The 16,781-nt window shown below is 52.8% G+C and carries 15 protein-coding genes and 1 pseudogene; 1 reads left to right on the top strand and 15 read right to left on the bottom strand.

Annotated features, from left to right (window positions below; all coding sequences use genetic code 11):
• Positions 1-177: 177 nt before the first annotated feature.
• The 4 genes from CJP46_RS06360 to CJP46_RS06345 all read right to left on the bottom strand — a co-directional run bounded on the left by CJP46_RS06360 (position 178) and on the right by CJP46_RS06345 (position 4,669).
• Positions 178-1,659: an S-layer homology domain-containing protein gene (locus tag CJP46_RS06360; protein WP_094594714.1), complete on the bottom strand. Its 1,482-nt coding sequence runs from the start codon at positions 1,657-1,659 to the stop codon at positions 178-180.
• Between the two features lie 133 nt (positions 1,660-1,792).
• Positions 1,793-2,488 carry a response regulator transcription factor gene (locus tag CJP46_RS06355; RefSeq protein ID WP_094594713.1) on the bottom strand — a complete coding sequence of 232 codons (696 nt, stop codon included), beginning with the start codon at positions 2,486-2,488 and terminating at the stop codon, positions 1,793-1,795.
• Positions 2,463-3,965 carry a sensor histidine kinase gene (locus CJP46_RS06350; protein ID WP_094594712.1) on the bottom strand — a complete coding sequence of 501 codons (1,503 nt, stop codon included), beginning with the start codon at positions 3,963-3,965 and terminating at the stop codon, positions 2,463-2,465. The genes CJP46_RS06355 and CJP46_RS06350 overlap by 26 nt, the downstream gene beginning before the upstream one ends.
• 113 nt (positions 3,966-4,078) lie before the next feature.
• The gene (locus CJP46_RS06345; RefSeq protein ID WP_094594711.1) at positions 4,079-4,669 is read right to left on the bottom strand and encodes an ankyrin repeat domain-containing protein; all 591 of its coding nucleotides are present in this window, start codon (positions 4,667-4,669) and stop codon (positions 4,079-4,081) included.
• A gap of 317 nt (positions 4,670-4,986) precedes the next feature.
• On the opposite strand from CJP46_RS06345, the gene CJP46_RS06340 reads away from it, so the two are divergent.
• Positions 4,987-5,181, top strand: coding sequence for a hypothetical protein (locus tag CJP46_RS06340; RefSeq protein WP_094594710.1), 195 nt, complete (start codon positions 4,987-4,989; stop codon positions 5,179-5,181).
• Positions 5,182-5,320: 139 nt separating this feature from the next.
• On the opposite strand, the gene CJP46_RS06335 is transcribed toward CJP46_RS06340, so the two are convergent.
• The 11 genes and pseudogenes from CJP46_RS06335 to CJP46_RS06280 all read right to left on the bottom strand — a co-directional run bounded on the left by CJP46_RS06335 (position 5,321) and on the right by CJP46_RS06280 (position 16,771).
• Positions 5,321-5,716 (bottom strand): YciI family protein, encoded by a 396-nt coding sequence (locus CJP46_RS06335; RefSeq protein ID WP_094594709.1) that lies wholly within the window; start codon positions 5,714-5,716, stop codon positions 5,321-5,323.
• Between the two features lie 114 nt (positions 5,717-5,830).
• On the bottom strand, positions 5,831-6,919 hold the full coding sequence (locus CJP46_RS06330; protein WP_094594708.1) for a GerAB/ArcD/ProY family transporter: 1,089 nt from the start codon (positions 6,917-6,919) through the stop codon (positions 5,831-5,833).
• 15 nt (positions 6,920-6,934) lie between these two features.
• On the bottom strand, positions 6,935-7,168 hold the full coding sequence (locus CJP46_RS06325) for a hypothetical protein (protein ID WP_094594707.1): 234 nt from the start codon (positions 7,166-7,168) through the stop codon (positions 6,935-6,937).
• Between the two features lie 10 nt (positions 7,169-7,178).
• Positions 7,179-8,354 (bottom strand): Ger(x)C family spore germination protein, encoded by a 1,176-nt coding sequence (locus CJP46_RS06320; RefSeq protein WP_094594706.1) that lies wholly within the window; start codon positions 8,352-8,354, stop codon positions 7,179-7,181.
• Positions 8,351-9,853, bottom strand: coding sequence for a spore germination protein (locus CJP46_RS06315; protein WP_094594705.1), 1,503 nt, complete (start codon positions 9,851-9,853; stop codon positions 8,351-8,353). The genes CJP46_RS06320 and CJP46_RS06315 overlap by 4 nt, the downstream gene beginning before the upstream one ends.
• A gap of 182 nt (positions 9,854-10,035) precedes the next feature.
• Positions 10,036-11,442: an amidase gene (locus CJP46_RS06310; protein ID WP_256992207.1), complete on the bottom strand. Its 1,407-nt coding sequence runs from the start codon at positions 11,440-11,442 to the stop codon at positions 10,036-10,038.
• Between the two features lie 108 nt (positions 11,443-11,550).
• Positions 11,551-13,062 (bottom strand): annotated as a pseudogene (gene larC / locus CJP46_RS36970) (nickel pincer cofactor biosynthesis protein LarC).
• Between the two features lie 25 nt (positions 13,063-13,087).
• Positions 13,088-13,861 (bottom strand): nickel pincer cofactor biosynthesis protein LarB, encoded by a 774-nt coding sequence (gene larB, locus CJP46_RS06295; protein ID WP_094594702.1) that lies wholly within the window; start codon positions 13,859-13,861, stop codon positions 13,088-13,090.
• Positions 13,862-13,888: 27 nt separating this feature from the next.
• Complete coding sequence (gene larE / locus CJP46_RS06290) at positions 13,889-14,689, bottom strand: ATP-dependent sacrificial sulfur transferase LarE (RefSeq protein WP_094594701.1); 801 nt, start codon at positions 14,687-14,689, stop codon at positions 13,889-13,891.
• A gap of 24 nt (positions 14,690-14,713) precedes the next feature.
• Positions 14,714-15,484: an SDR family oxidoreductase gene (locus CJP46_RS06285; protein WP_094594700.1), complete on the bottom strand. Its 771-nt coding sequence runs from the start codon at positions 15,482-15,484 to the stop codon at positions 14,714-14,716.
• The gene (locus CJP46_RS06280; protein ID WP_094594699.1) at positions 15,485-16,771 is read right to left on the bottom strand and encodes a nickel pincer cofactor-dependent isomerase, group 22; all 1,287 of its coding nucleotides are present in this window, start codon (positions 16,769-16,771) and stop codon (positions 15,485-15,487) included.
• Positions 16,772-16,781 lie beyond the last annotated feature (10 nt).

Genomic DNA, 16,781 nt, shown 5'->3' with positions numbered 1-16,781 from the left:
ACAAATTCATTATGTAACTATTATAGTTACAGGATTGTCATGTGTCAACTGACCAACCACTGCTCACGATCAAAGCCTTGTCTAAGGGTGATCCTATTAAACTTGACTTGAGCGTTACAGAATAATAAAAAGCTGCCGGGAAATCCGGCAGCCGAATCAAGCCAAAGCCTATAAGATTTATTTCACCGTCAATTGAGCCTGGGAAGAACCTGCCCATTCTCCCACCGGTGTCACGGTGTAGGTCGAGCCTTTCACAAGCTTGCTGTCTGGTGCAAGATCGAAGATGCCCACGGCCCCTTTGCGGCTGGAGTATTTATATGCGGCGGTCAGCTTATGTCCTTCCGCATCCGTCAGCTCCACGCTGCGGCCCGAGAACAGCTCATCTTCCGGATCCTCCGACAGCGTAACCGTAATGGAGGTTTCGCTCACGGCTTCGGCACCCACAATTGCAAGCGGAGCGATGCCCTGCGCCACGAAAGACGGTCGTTCGATTTGCGCCCAATCCGAAGTCACGGTATAGGTGACGCCCGGAGTTAGGGTTTTGCCCTCAGGCAGGCGGAATTTCGGTTCCTGTCTGCCATCTGTGGATTGCGTGAACGGTACATATTTGGCTACCATCGGTTGTCCGCCCTCCGGCGTGATCGTTACCTCCCTGGCTTGTCCGGAGGAAATGATCTGATAAGTCATACCATTTGCGCGGTTGTTCTCGTCCAGTACGAACGCATCTGCTCCCCGGCCGGCGCTGTAAGCGGAAATAACATATCCGTAGTCAACCACGCCGTTAGCCTGCAGGGATTCCAGTTCAAACGTATCATTCGCTACTTGTCTGGCCTCCGTCATGTTCAGTTTGTCCGCATTCCCGGCAAACGTCCCAGCATCCGCTCCTCTATAGGTTAAGGAGTATTGGGTATTCGGCTGCTGCACGGAGGTCGGCACGATATACGTAGCGATAGAACCCGTTTTCAGCCGCGGCAGATTGGTTAATGTAAGGCCGCCGGTGAAGGCAAAGTCTTCTTTAGCTTTCGTAAATGCCTCGTTGTCCGCCGTCAAAGGCGCATCGAACGTCACGATCAGCGTAATCGCATTCAAGGAACGAACGCTGGTGATGTTGGCATGGTCCGAAGGGATCGCCCGATGCGCCGTATTCAGTAAATACGCGGCTTCCCCGCGGGTGACCGGGCCGCTGCCTGTGTCGAGATGTCCAGCCCAGAATTCCACGGATTTCGCATCCCGCTTTAATGCTTTGGTTACCATCTGTACGAGTTCCTCTTTTGATACGGTTCCGCGCGGTTCAAAACGGCCGTCGTTTGCCTCCATGATCCCTTGTGCTGCCACTTCAGCGGCGTATTTCGAAAACCACGCCTGGGGATTGACGTCCGTGAATCCCTCTTGAGTCTGATCCGTACCTTGCAGACTGAAAGTCAGGGCAAGCAATTTGGCCAGCTCCGCCCGCGTCACGGGCTGATCTACGGCGAACGAGCCGTCTTCGTATCCCTGCATGATGTGAAGCTGAGATAATTGACTCACGGCTTGGCTGATATCTCCAGCTTCCAGCGTGCTTGAACCGGCTGCGGCATGCACTGCGCTAAAAGGCAAGGCAGCTGTTCCCAGAGCTGCGGCCAGCATCAAGCCGGCCAGTTTGTTGGCATGTTTATTCATCGATGATTCCTCCTTCAATCCCACAGATGGATTGGTGTTTTGTCATGTCTCTATCGTAAAGGAGATGGATAAACTGCCAAGAAACCCACCATGAACAAAGTCGAAACTTTTGATTAACAATTTATTAAATCCGTCACACGGTGAACCGATATCCCGCTCCCCATACCGTTTCGATATACTGCGGGTTGGACGGGTCAACCTCCATCTTCTCCCGCAGCCTGCGGACATGCACGGTGACGGTAGCGATATCCCCGTTCGAATCCATGCCCCAGATCCGTTCAAACAGCTCGCTTTTGCTGAATACCCGATTCGGATGGCTGGCCAGAAATTCGAGCAGGCTGAATTCACGGGTCGTAAATACAACTTCCCGGTTGCGCACGAATACCCGGCGGGCCGACTGATCAATGACCAATCCGCGGATATGGATTTCAGACTTGTGGACAGCTTCATGCTTGCTCATGAGCCGTTCATACCGGGTCAAGTGCGCCTTTGCCCTGGCAACCAGTTCACTCGGGCTGAACGGTTTCGTAATGTAATCGTCGGCGCCAAGGTTAAATGCGCGGATTTTATCGATCTCTTCATCTTTGGCGGAGACGATCAGGATCGGAACTTCCTTTGCCTGCCTGATCCGGCTGCACAATTCGAAACCGTTCAGTCCCGGCAGCTGTAGGTCGACAATGATGAGATCGTAATCTGTTTGAAGGGCAAGCTGCAGGCCTTCGTCTCCATGATGGCACAAATCTACAGCAAATCCGTTCAGTTCAAAATAATCCCGTTCCAACTGCGCGATGGTCGTTTCGTCTTCAATAATTAGAATGCTGCTCGACATGTCTGTCTTCCCCTCCTTGGTTTGTCGTCCGCCACAGCGTAAAGAAAAGGCTGGTTCCCATTCCAACCTCGCTTTCCACCCAGATTCTCCCTCCGTGCCCCTCAATGATTTGGCTGGCAATCGCCAGTCCCAGACCACTGCCGCCCGTTGAAGAATTCCGCGAAGCTTCCGCGCGATAAAACCGTTCAAAAATATGCGGAAGCGCCTCTTGCGGGATCCCCGTCCCGTTATCCCTGATTTCGACGGTTACCCGTTCCTGGCCTTGATGAACGGAGATCAGGATGTTCTTACGTTCTTTGTCCATATAGTTCTGGGCGTTTCCGATCATGTTTAGCACGGTACGCTTTATTTTTTCCAGATCGGCAAATACTTCGACAGGCGGAATCGGCCGATGAGCCCATCCAATGGCAATTCCTCTCTCTTCCAGAACATATCGCTGCTCTTCGATGCAGTCGTCAAGAAAGTCAACGATGTCTACCGCCTCGAGCGTGAACGGCACCTGTTTAAGATCCAGCTTGGAGTACAAGAAGAGCTCATCGACGAGCTTGTCCAGGTCGACCGCTTTGGAATAAATGATGTTGACGTACTTGTTCATTTTCTCGGGTGTATCCGCCACTCCATCGCGAATACCTTCGATGTAGCCTTTAATATTGGTGATCGGCGTCCGCAGGTCATGCGAAATGTTCGAGATGAGCTCCTTCCGGTTCGCCTCATCCTCCAGCCGAAGTTGAACCGACTCCTGGAGCCTTTTCCGCATATTTTCAAAAGCTGCATTCAGCTGCCCGATCTCATCCTTCGTATTCGGTTCAAGCGAGAACTGCAGATTTCCCATCTGAATGTGCTCCGCCGAGTGACGCAGGCGATCCAGCGGCTTGACGACGCTGCGGGTAATCCAGCGAAAGAGCAGCGCATTGAAGATCACGATGATGCCTGCCAAGCTAAGGATGAATGCCGGAAGAAGCTTTCTCGTGACTTCCCCAAACGGACTCCGTTCACGAATGACAAACACGCTGCCTTTCTGGCCGTCCGAGTACTGAAAGTCGTATTTCGCATAAGCGTAAAATCGTTCGCCGATATTAAACGTACTGCGGATTTGGTTGTTGTTCAGATCATACGGCGGCAGCTGCTCCTCCAGCTTAGGCTGATTGAACGTATGCGACTGATAGATCCGTCCACTCTCTCGGCGGACATACAGTCCTGCCCTGACCGTTTTGAGCTTGAAATCGAAATCCTGCAGCAGCAGCTGTTCTTGCAAACGATCCGGTTCATTTTTGGCGAGATACTTCAATTCCAGAAAAATGGATTCCTCTTGTTCCGTAAGCGGATTAAGCTGATAGTGAACTTTGTAAAAATCGCGCAAACTGTGCACGTCGCCGGTAGCCGCAATCGTGAACAGACTGGCCGTCATCACAAAGACAAACAGACTGATGAGCAGCATGCCCGTATAGGATAATAAAAGCTTGATGCGGATGGACACTTGCTCACCTCGATTTCTCTTTGATGCGTACACAAAGAGCGAACGGTGTCTTCACCGTTCGCTCTTTAACGCTTGGGTTAATACTTGCTGAATTGTGGCGGTTCTGCTGATCATTACGCGCCTGCTCGTTGTAGTATTGCGGCGATTTCATGATATCCCTTACTTTGGGCGTGCTGCAGCGGAGTGTTGCCTTCCGCGTCCGCGATCTCCGGATCCGCACCATGTTCGATCAACAGCTGTACGATTTGCTGATGCTTGATCCCGCCGTTCCCTAGAATGACCGCTTCCAGCAGAGCGGTCCAGTGCAGGCGGTTGATGTGATTGACATCGATATCGGTGCGGGTCAACAGCTCACGGACCACTTCGACATGTCCCCGTTCGGAAGCGGGGATGAGCGCCGTACCGCCATAGCGGTTGGTCAGTCGGGTGTCTGCATCGGCGTCGATCGCCAATTGGACGATATCCAGCATCCCCTCCGCGCCGGCATACAGAAACACATTATTAAGCTGGTGGTCTCTAATATTGATGTCTGCCCCGCTGCTGATCAGCAGCCGGACCACGTCCGTCTGATGATTGTATGTCGCAGCCATGACAGCCGTTCTGCCGCGTTCATCTTGCGTGTTAATAGCGGTCCCCTCCTGAAGCAGTTTCTTTACCGCCTCGAGATTACCTGCTTCCGCCGATTGTATGAATTGCTGAGTCAACGTTTCCACCCCCGTTGTTGGCGTTTGTTCCTTCGCTTGGTCAATCGAAGAGCCGGGAATTATGTCACACGAGCTGAGCCAAAGTATACAGACGATACATAAAAAAAGACGAATCATGAATCAAATCCCCTTTTTCCTACTCATCGACATGCTAACACGCCCGCATCCATATGCAAAATATTTAAAACCTTTGCTCTGCTTACGTTTTTCATATAGCGATGCTTTGCGTGATCGTTTCCATAAGCAGCACAAGTTTGGCAAACACCCAAGCGGGTAATAATAAGAAAATGATTTTTGATTTCAAGGAGGCTTTCACCATGACAACCCAAGATCCGAAAAAGATATTGAAACAAAAGCATGAGCTTGATGAGCAAAAATCGGAATTCACCGAGTTTGCCCGTAAACAGTCGGGACACACTGAAATGGAAGCCGGCCAGGAATTCGGCCATGACCGCGTGCCCGATGATCAAAATCGCATGAAGTCGGTTGAGAACCGTCAAAGCGGCCGTTGATGCGCATTATCGTACGGCATGTCATCCAGTGAATATATAGACAATGAATCAAGCCGCCCCGGCAAAATGCCGGAAGCGGCTTTTTTCAAGTCTGGCAAATCATCGAATCCGCGAAGATCTTCTCAAATGAGAGTGGAAGTCAAACTGACTGCTGTTGGTTAGGGTCAAATGATTCATAATAGTTAACCGGGCGGATTTCGATGCGCCAACCAAACGATTCGCCCGCGCTTACCTGAACGGCCGGATGAAGCGATGCCGTACGAACTGCTTCTTCCAAATTGTCCGCTTCAATCAGAAACGCACTGCCGATGAGCTCCTTCGATTCGGCAAACGGCCCGTCCAGAACTCTCAGCTTCCCGTCCTTGCGCTGCAGGGTTGTCGTCACCGTGTCCAGCCCGGCATCGAGAAGCACTCTCCCGCTTTCATACAATTGATCAAGATGAGGCTTACAATCCCGCATCACGCCGTCGATTTCCTCCTGAGGTCTGGCATCCATGAACTCCGGCACAAGGTAACCCAAACAGAGAAATTTCATAACTTCATCTCCTTATTGATATATATATACAGCATTATAACGCTGCCTATATAAGACGACGAAGGGGAAGTTTCCGAATCGACAACCTTTTTTGTAAATCCAGAGAAAAAAATTTCACTTCCTTGACCCTCTTTGACGAACAAGACTTACCAGGAGTAAAATAACCGGCACCAGCAGCAAGGCGATGATAGAGCTGCCTGTCCCCCCAGTAGGAAAATACTGCAGCATTTGCTGAAAATTTTTGGCCACCCAAATGCTGAACACGCCGATCAGCAAGCCGACTGGAAATACCAGTGGACGGAAATCCGTCAGCCTTAACCATTGGGCTGTGCCCAGGGCTAGCGTATAATACCACATGGATATTTGCACAAAGCCCCCAAGGATCCACAACGCCATGACCATGGATTCTACATGGGAGAAGAAATCGGCGATATTCACAAATCGCGACGCAGACAGGAACGGAAATGTCAAATTGGCAGTCGATTCCCCGAACAAAAACAAACAAGTGAAATTCGTAATGACCATCGTGATCATCATTAGAAATACGGCAAAAAGTCCGCCCTTCAAGCCGTTGTCCCCTTTTCGGACGGACGGGTAGATCGATGATATGAAAATGAACTCCATAAACCAAACCGAAGGCTCTAAAGAGCCTTTCAGCGATGGCATCATTCCGGTTCCTAGGACGGGGAGCATGTTGGAATAGTGGTATTCCGGAAGAAGAAACAGAAAAATCGCCAGGACGAAACACAAAAATATCGGTCCGAAAATCTGTGCGAATCGCCCGATCACCTCCACGCCGGACCGCACGGCGAATGAACATGTCAGTACAATGCACCCGATAATCATGACCAGCGGGGTTTGGGGCAGGAACGCCTGCACGATAAATTCGGCATATTCCCGGGTGATCAAGCCGATCGCGTCAATTTGGAATAACAGGACGACCATCCCCAGAATGCTTCCCCCCCATTTTCCGAGAAGGCGCTGTGCCTGCTCGATCATAGTTTGTCCTGGATTTCTTCGATGCAGCAGCCAAGCTACGACGACGTTAAAGAACCCGAATACCGAGCCAATGATAGGCGATATCCACATATCCTGTTTGGCATACATCGCTGTAAAAGAAGGCACGACGAGTATGGAAGTCCCGCCGATCATAAGGTACATCATTAAGCACAGCTGAAGATTCGAAACTTTCTCCTTATCCATTCCGCCGCCCCCCTTCTAACCTTCGGAATAAAAGATAATCCAGATCGGCTTGGTCACTTGATTGATCCATTCGGTCGGACCGGGAAGGCCTGGAGCAAACAACAGCAGGACCGCCACCAACCAACCCGCCGAAATAATGACGGCAATGGCGGCCCGTTCCTTTTTCTTCTTGGGGTCTACACTCGAAAAATCATATAGAAACACGGCTGCAAAGAGCAACGTAACACCGAGCAGTTTTAGAACGATCATCGCTTACCCCTCATTTATAGCTTTTTCCGGCAAAACCAGGCGCAATAATTTTTACGTCGGAATCGGCGTATACGCTGACTTCCGGAAATATTTCGTCCCACCGGGCCTGTTCCTTGGTCCAACGCTTCGGATATTTTCGCCAAAACGCATCGGCTGTTCCGAAAACATCAGCGTGGGATTCTTCCTGGATCTGCCGAAACGTCTCTTTCACCTTGGATTCGATTTCCTTGTTCAACTGCTGTTCCAACTGGGGAATTTCATTGGGGAGCATCACATTGACATGGCTCTCATTCTGCAGGACACTTGCTTCCCCTTGCACCCGGACCGTGATGCTCCATTGATTTCTGCGAATCGTTGGGATTAAATGGGTATGGCATTTGATTAGATGGACGGACATGACGCCTCCATCTTCCCCCTTGCTTTTCTGTACAGGAAACGTGACCGTCGTTGATTTCAGCTCGTTGCGAATAATCTGAACGTATCGTTTGGCTTCTCCTTTATACTGACCTGTCATCTTTCCCATAATTAAAACCGCTGCCCCGTTAATGTATGGGTAAGTATTGCTGCCTTCTCCGTCATCTTCCTTTCGTCCTATCAGAGGGACAATCGCAGCCTTCGACCGCCCTGTCAGCATCCCGCTCAAATCTTTTAACGTGACGCCCATTCCTCCGGATAGGACGGTCAACTCGCGAAGCGTTTCTGCGCTGTCCCGCTCCATCCGGGTGTTTATGCTCAGAATGCTCTTGGCCTTTCCCTTGCTGACGAAAAAATAAGCATGCTCCCTCGGCTGGGGATGACGGAACAGAAAATCGACCTGGTCCAAAATCCCCCTCTTTGCGAGCTCCTCACCGGCGATAAATACTTCGCTGTGGCCCCAAAAGACTTTACGCGGCATCTCCTCCTGAAGCCGCTGGGCCGCCTCTGCCAAATCGATCCCGGTCGCGCTCTTCACAATAACCATGTCCCCTCCGTTTCCAAAGCTTGTCATTCCGCCCTCGCTGCTGGAGCTGGATTGGCTTGGCGTGTAGATCTGAACGGACAGCTCCACCTTTCCGTTTGGTGCGGCATCCATTCCCGCTGCCATAATCAGAGCCAGATCGTTCACTTCGGTACGGTCCCAGCACCCTGAAATGAACGGGATCATCGTAAGCAGGAAAAACGCAGCGGCAAGTCGTACGCTTTTCATCTGCCGCGACCTCCCCGGCCGGGTCCTGGGCGCTGGTTAGAACCTTGGCGATATCTGTTCCATACACCGATTCGCGGTCTTGTGTTCATTTTCCAGAACGGGACCCGGACCAGGACGTCCTTTAGCTGACTGAGATGGGTGACCGTCGTCAACGACACGTAGGGAACGCCAAATGAACGAAGCGCGAACAGATGGGTCAGAATTAAAGTGAGCCCCATCATCAGCCCAAAAAAGCCCAGGAAGCCTGCCAGCAGCATCATCGGAAACCGCAGCAGCCGGACCGATATGCCGAAGGCGAAATGCGGAATCAGAAACGAAGCGATGCCGGTGATGGCAACGACCATGACCATTGGCGAAGAGACGAGGCCGGCGGAAATTGCCGCTTGACCGATGACCAAGGCACCAACGATGCTGACCGCGGCGCCAATCTGCTTAGGCAATCTTACCCCGGCTTCTCTGAGGGCCTCGAACGTGATTTCCATCAGCAGCGCTTCGACCAATGCCGGAAACGGAATTTGCTCTCTTGATTTGGTCATGTTGAGCAGCAGCGTCGTTGGGATCATTTCCTGGTGATAGGTTACGATAGCGACATAGAAAGATGGTCCGATCAGAGCGAGGAAAGCAAATAAATACCGAAGCCAGCGAATGGCCGTCCCGATGTAATAGCGCTGGTAATGATCTTCCGACGATTGCAGAAAGCTAAAGATCGTTGCTGGCGCCATCAGTACAATCGGCGTTCCTTCAACGATGATGGCGGCCCTGCCCTCAAGCAGGTTGGCTGCTACCACGTCCGGCCGCTCCGTCGTCTGCAATTGCGGAAACGGCGAATATGGATTATCCTCAATGAGCTCCTCGATCGTTCCGCTTTCTAATATCCCGTCGACGTCGATGCGGGTCAGCCGGCTTTCGATTTCAGTAATCAGCGAGGATTCTATGATTCCATTCATATAGGCGACCACGACTTCGGTCTGGGAAAAACGTCCAATCCGTATCGATTTCATCTTCAAGTCGGGCGTTTTCAGTTTCCGCCGGATCATGGACACATTGACCATCAGCGTTTCGATAAACCCTTCACGGGGGCCTCTGACGACGGATTCCGCCTCGGGTTCCGTGATCGATCGCTGCTCCCATTTCGCCAAATATAGAGAGATGGCCCAGTCATCCCCGTCCATCAGCATGACGACATTGCCGTCGCCAATTTCCATCACCGCCTGATCGATCGTCCTGATCTTGGTATACGAGGAGACTGGCAAGCACTCGCTAAAATCCCCGAGGGTGACCCCGTCGTCTTCTGATATCTGCTTAAGCGTTGGTTCGAGTACGTATCGGTTAATCAAGTCGTTGTCGGTCAAACCCAAGACGTAGACAATGACCGCCGGGGTCTGGCCGCAGTTGAAATCATGGAACACGACGTCAAAGCAATCCGCGTACTGTTTTTTAAGGCGAGAGATATTTTCATGTAGACGATCCGAGATGATCATCTCTTCATTGGTTTGCATGGCCACACCCCTAACCGGCAAAATTCCATACTGTTATTATGGTCAGAAGAGCTTGAAAAATTCGGTAAATGAGAGATTTCTAATTTTTCCGGAATGTTGACTTAGCAAAAAGCAATAAGCAAAAAGCAAAAAGGAACACCGCCGCACAGAAGTGCAGACAGTGTCCCTATCAAAGTAAATGATTAATATCCAGCGCATATCCGATCTCTGAGCCGGTAGAAGTCCGTCAACCGGTCCTGCTCATAAGCGTATCCGGCGCGAATCAGCAAATCTTCTCTATCCTTTCCGGCGACGAGCTGCAGTCCGACGGGAAGACCTTCGCTTGTCAGCCCGCAAGGGATGGACAGCGCCGGAACCTCCACCATGTTGAACAAGCCCGTATAACGGGTCATCGCGTCAAAGACGCTTTCCGTATAATCGCCAAATTGGACTTCATCCACGCCGATTTTCCGTGCAGGGATCGGGATCGTCGGTGTGGCCAGCACATCGATGCGTTCACGGAACAATTGATCGAACATGTTCATGTACATCTCTTTTGTCTTGAGCGCTTCGATATACTGCAGCGAGGTGATATCCCGGGACGATTCCAAAAAGGCCCTGGCATCCGCTCCATATTGCGATAAGCAGCATTCCATCCGGCTTTTGTGGACATAACCGGCCTCCGATGCCGCGATGGTCAGGGAAACCTCGCTGTTCCCCTCCACAAAGGAGACGTCCGTATCGATCAGAATGGCGCCGAGCGACTCGAGCGCCTTCAGCGACTGAACATACAGTGCGTAAGTTTCCGGGTCGATGTGCTCGTTAAAATAGCTGGTCGGCACGCCGACGCGAAGCCCCCGGATGTCTTGATTCAGGTAAGGCAGGAAGGATTGTTTCGTCATGGCGCCGGCCAGGATGGCCAGGTCGGTCATATTGGCCGTGATCGGTCCGACATGATCCAGCGTCCAGGATACGTAAAATACGCCTTCCGTCGGTACTTTGTTATACGTAGGTTTTAGCCCGATAACCCCGCAGGATGCGGCCGGGATCCGAACGGAGCCGCCTGTATCGGTGCCGATGGAAGCTACCGTCAAATCAGCGGCTACCGCCGCGGCCGATCCGCCGCTGGAGCCTCCCGGCGTATACTCATGGTTCCACGGATTGTGCACGGGTCCGTAATGTGGATTGTTTGAGGTGATGCCTAGAGCATATTCATGCAGGTTGTTTTTACCCAGCAGGATCGAATCCTGCAGCAGCAGCCGCTGGACGATGGCAGCATTCTCGTCCGGTACGTGATTGGCATCAATCGAGGAGCCGTAAGTGGTGCGGATGCCTTTGGTATCGATATTATCCTTGTATGAAAGCGGAATGCCATACAGGAGACCGGTTTGCTCTCCCGAACAGGATTTAGCTTCGAGCCTCTTGGCTTCTCCCGTTGCCCGATCCTTGGCTACCGTAATATACGAGTTCAGCGCAGGGTCTTTCTTTTTGATTCGTTTCAAATAATGCTTCGTGATGTCCAGCGGCGTCCAAGAGCCAGTCTTGTAGCCGGATTGAAGTTCCAGAATCGTTTTTCTCCCCATCATCATTCTCCTTTCTTGATCAGACAAACGAAAACTTCCCTTTCGGGAAGCTTTCTTGTTCAGTTCTCTATCAAGCTATGCGGAAATGCTAGAGAACGTATGGGGAGATTGCCAATAAAAAGAATTTGAGAGCATTTACGACTTGGTCGGCAGGAACCCGGCAGACTTCCACACTTGCTCGTAAACGATTTTGATCGGAATCCCGTTCGCTTGGGCTATTCGTTTGCAATCCTCGTATTCCGGAGCACATTGGACGGTCTCTCCGTTATGAATACCCATTTTTACGGTAATGGCTCCCCATTCCGTGGACACTTGAGTAAACATTCGTTCCAGACGGTGCACCGTGAGCGGATAATACCGGATGCCGAGCGTGGTCGTCTCGCGAAAGATGATCTCCTTCATTTGGTCGATCTTTTCTTTGGCGCAGAGCAGCTGAAGCATCGTTCCCGGCCGATTTTTCTTCATATAAATGGGCGTATAATACACATCGTTTGCGCCATTTTCGAGCAGTAAATCCATCACGTAACCCAGCCATTCGCCCGAAATATCGTCGTAATTGACTTCCATTTTCACCATGTCGTGATCGACGTGTTCATGATTTGGAGGCGGGTTGGATTTCATAAGGCAGGCTCCTTTTGCATCAAGACGTTATTCGCCGACGATGACACGAAGTACGTTGGGCCGGTCGGCAAACGTTTTGGTGCCTGCGCCATAACCGATGGCGGACACCTTCATGGCCGGGATGGGGCCGTACTGCTGCGCCAGCACCGACACGATCGCCGCCCCTGTCGGGGTCGTCAGCTCAAAGCGGACATCGGACGGTTCCAGCGGCACGCCCTTCAGGATCTCCAGCGTCGCAGGCGCGGGCACCGGGTAAATGCCGTGGTCAATGCGGATCTTCCCCATACCGACAGGTACAGAAGAAGAATGAATCGCTTCGATGCCCATTTGATGGATCAAAATCGAGGCGCCGACAATATCGACAATGGAGTCGACGGCACCCACTTCGTGAAAATGCACCTTGTCCAACGGAACGCCGTGAATCTTGCCTTCGGCTTTCCCGATGATTGTAAAGATACGCAGTGCCATATCACGAACCGGCTCCTCAAAACCGGCCTCTTCAATCATATGGACGATATCCTTGTAAGCCCGGTGGTGATGATGATGGCTGTGACTGTGCGAATGATCGTGCGCATAATGTTCATGGTCGTGGTGGCTGTGATCATGGGCATGATGACTGTGGGCATGCTCGTGATGAACGAGCGTGTGGTCATGGTCGTTATCGTGCACATGTTCATGGCTGTGGTCATGTCCATGATCATGTTCGTGACTGTGGTCATGCCCATGTTCATGGCTGTGGCTGTTGTGATACGCTCCATCATACTCATGGTGAGCCTCCCCGGAATCAGCCTCATGCAGCTGAGTTCCATGGGAGTGGACATGTACGTGCTGGTGTTCCTTTGGGGATTGGTTATGCCCCTGGTGGCGCGCTTCTTGTAAATGCACGTCAAATTTGGTTGCGGTGATGCCGTTCTTATTCACCTTGCTCCACTGCAGCGTATATTCTTCATCGATGTTTAATTTTTGCAGCTCCTTCTGCATCTGCTGCGCATCACCGCCGGCGTCCAGCAGCGCGCCGATGAACATATCCCCGCTGATGCCGGAAAAGCAGTCAAGGTATAGCGTTTTCAATCCGTGTTCCCCCTCTGTGTACAAGCTGATGAATCAGCGCGGCGTTATAACCTCCGCCGAATCCGTTGTCGATATTCACGACGCTGATGCCCGAGGCGCATGAATTCAGCATCGTAAGCAGCGCAGACAAGCCTTGGAAATGCGCCCCGTACCCGACACTGGTCGGCACCGCGATGACCGGATGGGAGACCAGGCCGCCGACGACGCTGGGGAGTGCGCCCTCCATCCCGGCCACCACGACCGAGACTGTTGCCTGCTGGATTTCCTCCAGATGGCTGAGCAAACGATGGATTCCCGCAACGCCTACATCATAAATCCGGTGTACCGAGCTGCCAAGCACTTCGGCGGTCACGGCCGCCTCCTCCGCCACGCGCAGGTCCGAGGTACCTGCGGCAATCACGGCGACGTACCCTTGCGGATCGCCAGCGGGGTTCTGTTCCCTTTTCCAGTATAAAATCCTTGCCGTCTCGTGATACGTGTAGTCCGGACATGCCTGCAGCACCATCGCGGCTTTATCCCCGGATACCCTTGTGACCAGAACGCTGCTTCCCTTGGCTTGCAAAGCACGGGCAATCGAAATGATGTGGTCCGCCGATTTGCCCTCCCCATATACAATCTCAGGGAAACCTTGACGCTTGCTGCGCTGGTGGTCCACCTTGGCAAAACCGAGATCCTCAAATGCCGACAGCTGTGCTTTGGCTTCCGCCACGCTCATGGCTCCGCTGCGTACCTGCTCCAGAACGTCGTCCAACAATGATCTCATCCTCCTCCAGAGCCTTCTTTATGCCAAAACCTTGTTCATGCTGCCGCTCTGATAACCCATCAGGTCAAGCGTCACATATTTGTAGCCATACTCCTGCAGCCTGCCGGATATTTGCGAGTGATGCTCCAGAACGGCCTGCATGTCCTTCGGCTCCACTTCGATCCGGGCCGTGTCCTGATGCGTGCGTACCCGAACCTGGCGGATGCCGAGCGATTTCAAATAGGCCTCCGCTTTTTCGACCTTGCTCAATTTCTCCTTGGTGATCCGTTCCCCGTAAGCGATTCTTGAGGACAAGCAGGCAAAAGAAGGCTTATCCCAAGTAGGCAGGCCATAGCCTCTGGACAGCTCGCGGATTTCTTCCTTATACAACCCGGCTTCCAGCAGCGGTCCGCGAATGCCTCTTTCCTTCGCCGCCTGCATACCAGGCCGAAACTCATTCATATCATCGGCAATAACGCCGTAAACGATATTTTTATAGGATTGCTCCGTCAAAACGGGTACCAAATGGTCGAAGAGACTGCTCTTGCAAAAATAGCAGCGGTTTTTCGTGTTTTCGGCATATCCGGGAATGGCCAGCTCAGAGGTTTCGATCACCTGATGGCGGGCTCCGATCCATTCGGCCAGCTCCCTCGCCTCTGCAAGCTCCGTTGACGGATACGTTTCCGAATCCGCGGTCACCGCCAGCACCTGATCGGGGCCGAGCGTATCGACAGCCGCTTTAAGCAGAAAGGTACTGTCCACCCCTCCCGAAAACGCGACCACGACCGAATTCAGCTCCCGCAGGATGGACTGCAGTTTCTCGTATTTTTCGGTGAGCACTGTCCATGCCTCCTTCCTGTAGTCTTAAATCGTCATGCTGCCGAATCCGCCGTCCACCCGGAGCAGCGAGCCGGTCATAAAGCTCGACGCCTGATCCGAAGCAAGCAGGATCGCCGCCCCTTTTAATTCATCCGGCGTACCAAAGCGATTCATCGGCGTATGCCGCATGATCGATTCGACCCGTTCCGGGCTTAATATTTTCTGGTTCTGCACGGCCGGGAAAAATCCCGGAATGATTGCGTTCACGCGGATGCCCTCCGGCGCGAGTTCCCGAGCAAGGAATTGGGTGACGCTGTTCAATCCGGCTTTGGACACGGAATACGTAAACACCTTGGACAGTGGCGTCGTTGAGGACACCGACGAAATGTTGATAATGCTCCCTTTTCGTTTCTGCTCCACCATGCGCTGGGCGAAAATTTGGCAGGTGAGAACGATGCCCTTCAGGTTCACGTCCATAATGTGGTCCCATTCTTCCATCTCAAGCTCAAAAAAAGGTGTCGTGCTATTCGTGCCCGGGGCGTTGAGCAAAATGTCCCATCCGCCTGCCCATGCTTCGATGTCCGCAGCCGCCTGTACTAGGGACTCTCGCGAGCCCACATCCGCCTGAAATGCTTTCGCTTCGCCGCCTTGGCTCCGGATGGAGCTCACGACTTCCTCCGCTTTGTCCAGGTTCCTGCCGACGATCGCCACCTTGGCGCCGTGTTCGGCGAAGCCTTCGGCAATCGCCGAGCCAAGCACGCTGTTGCCGCCAACCGCTACGGCGGTTTTCCCCGTTAAATCAAACAAACTCGTCATCTAGTGTCTCTCCTCCGATTTCGGTAAATTTCCCTGCTCGTCAAAAGACAGATCATACGGCTCCGAGGCCAGCTCCATTTGCGGGTGCTGCTTCACATATTCGAACAGCGCTTCGGACACCTCAATTTGGCTCAGAACGAGCGTATTTTTGATCCGGACGATTTTCGCCTGGTTAAAATCCAGCACATTGCTCGTTTTCACCGCGGCCTGAATCGCTTCCCTGTCGTTAGGCAGCGTCGTGGCGATCTTCGTCGGCGCGACGACGGTGGACGTCAGCCCGTTGGCATAGGTGACTTCCAGATCCATCTTGTCGACGAGCCGCTGCGTCGTGAAGTCCGCCGTGCCCACGCCGTTTGCGTTCCCTTCCGTTTGTGGGGTCAGATCCAGGACGACCATTTTGTTGACATCCGGGCCTCCGTGCGCATATGGCGTAGGATACCGCCCCGTGATGTTCGGATCCATGCCGTCGCCGCTGATGTTTTTACCGATCTCGTCAATGATCAGCACTTCCAGCTGGTCAAAAAACAGCTTGGGCAGCAGCTCTTTGGCCTGAAGCTGCAGCTGCGGTTCCTTGTCGATAATCTCATCCGGCGTAAGCACCTCAACGACGGCGACCTTGTCGAACGCATTCTCGATCGTCGCTACGCCGAACAGTACCGGCTTCTTCTCCATGATCATCTTGGCCATGGCCGGGACGTTCTCGGCCATATATTTAAAGCCCAGTTGGTGGCAGGCCTCTGCCCCTTTCTGCTTGCCGAGGCCGATGCTGATCATTTTCATGATCCCGCTCTCCACCGGTCCCCGAAACGCCGTATGCGGCTTGATCCGGTTAATGACGACGATGCCGTCCGCCGCGGCGGCGTATTTATCCAAATACACCGGAAGGCCGTTCGGCAGCGCGCCGAGCTGTACGACCTCCATCGACGAGCGGATTTCGCAGCCGACGCTCTCTTCCGTGACGCCCAAATGCGCCAGCACCTCCCGCTGGCCTTCGGCCGTCGCCCCGCCGTGGCTGCCCATGCTCGGCACGATAAACGGCTTGGCCCCCGCTTCCTGCAACGCCTTGACGGTCACGGCGGTTAACTCCACGATGCGGTCGAGCCCGCGGCTGCCGACAGCGATCGCGATCTCCATGCCGGGCTTGACCTTCTCCAGGATGCGCGGCTGCCGCAGCTTGGGTCCAAGCTCACTGTCGAGATCCTCGATCTGATCATTATTAAACCGGACGTTCACCGCAGCCATTTTCGGTATCGGAATATCCTTCAGAAGCTCCTGCAAAATACCCATGCGCTTACCC

This window comes from Paenibacillus sp. XY044, assembly GCF_002257645.1.
Classification (GTDB): Bacteria; Bacillota; Bacilli; order Paenibacillales; family Paenibacillaceae; genus Paenibacillus_AQ.
This window is presented reverse-complemented; position numbering and strand designations above follow the sequence as displayed.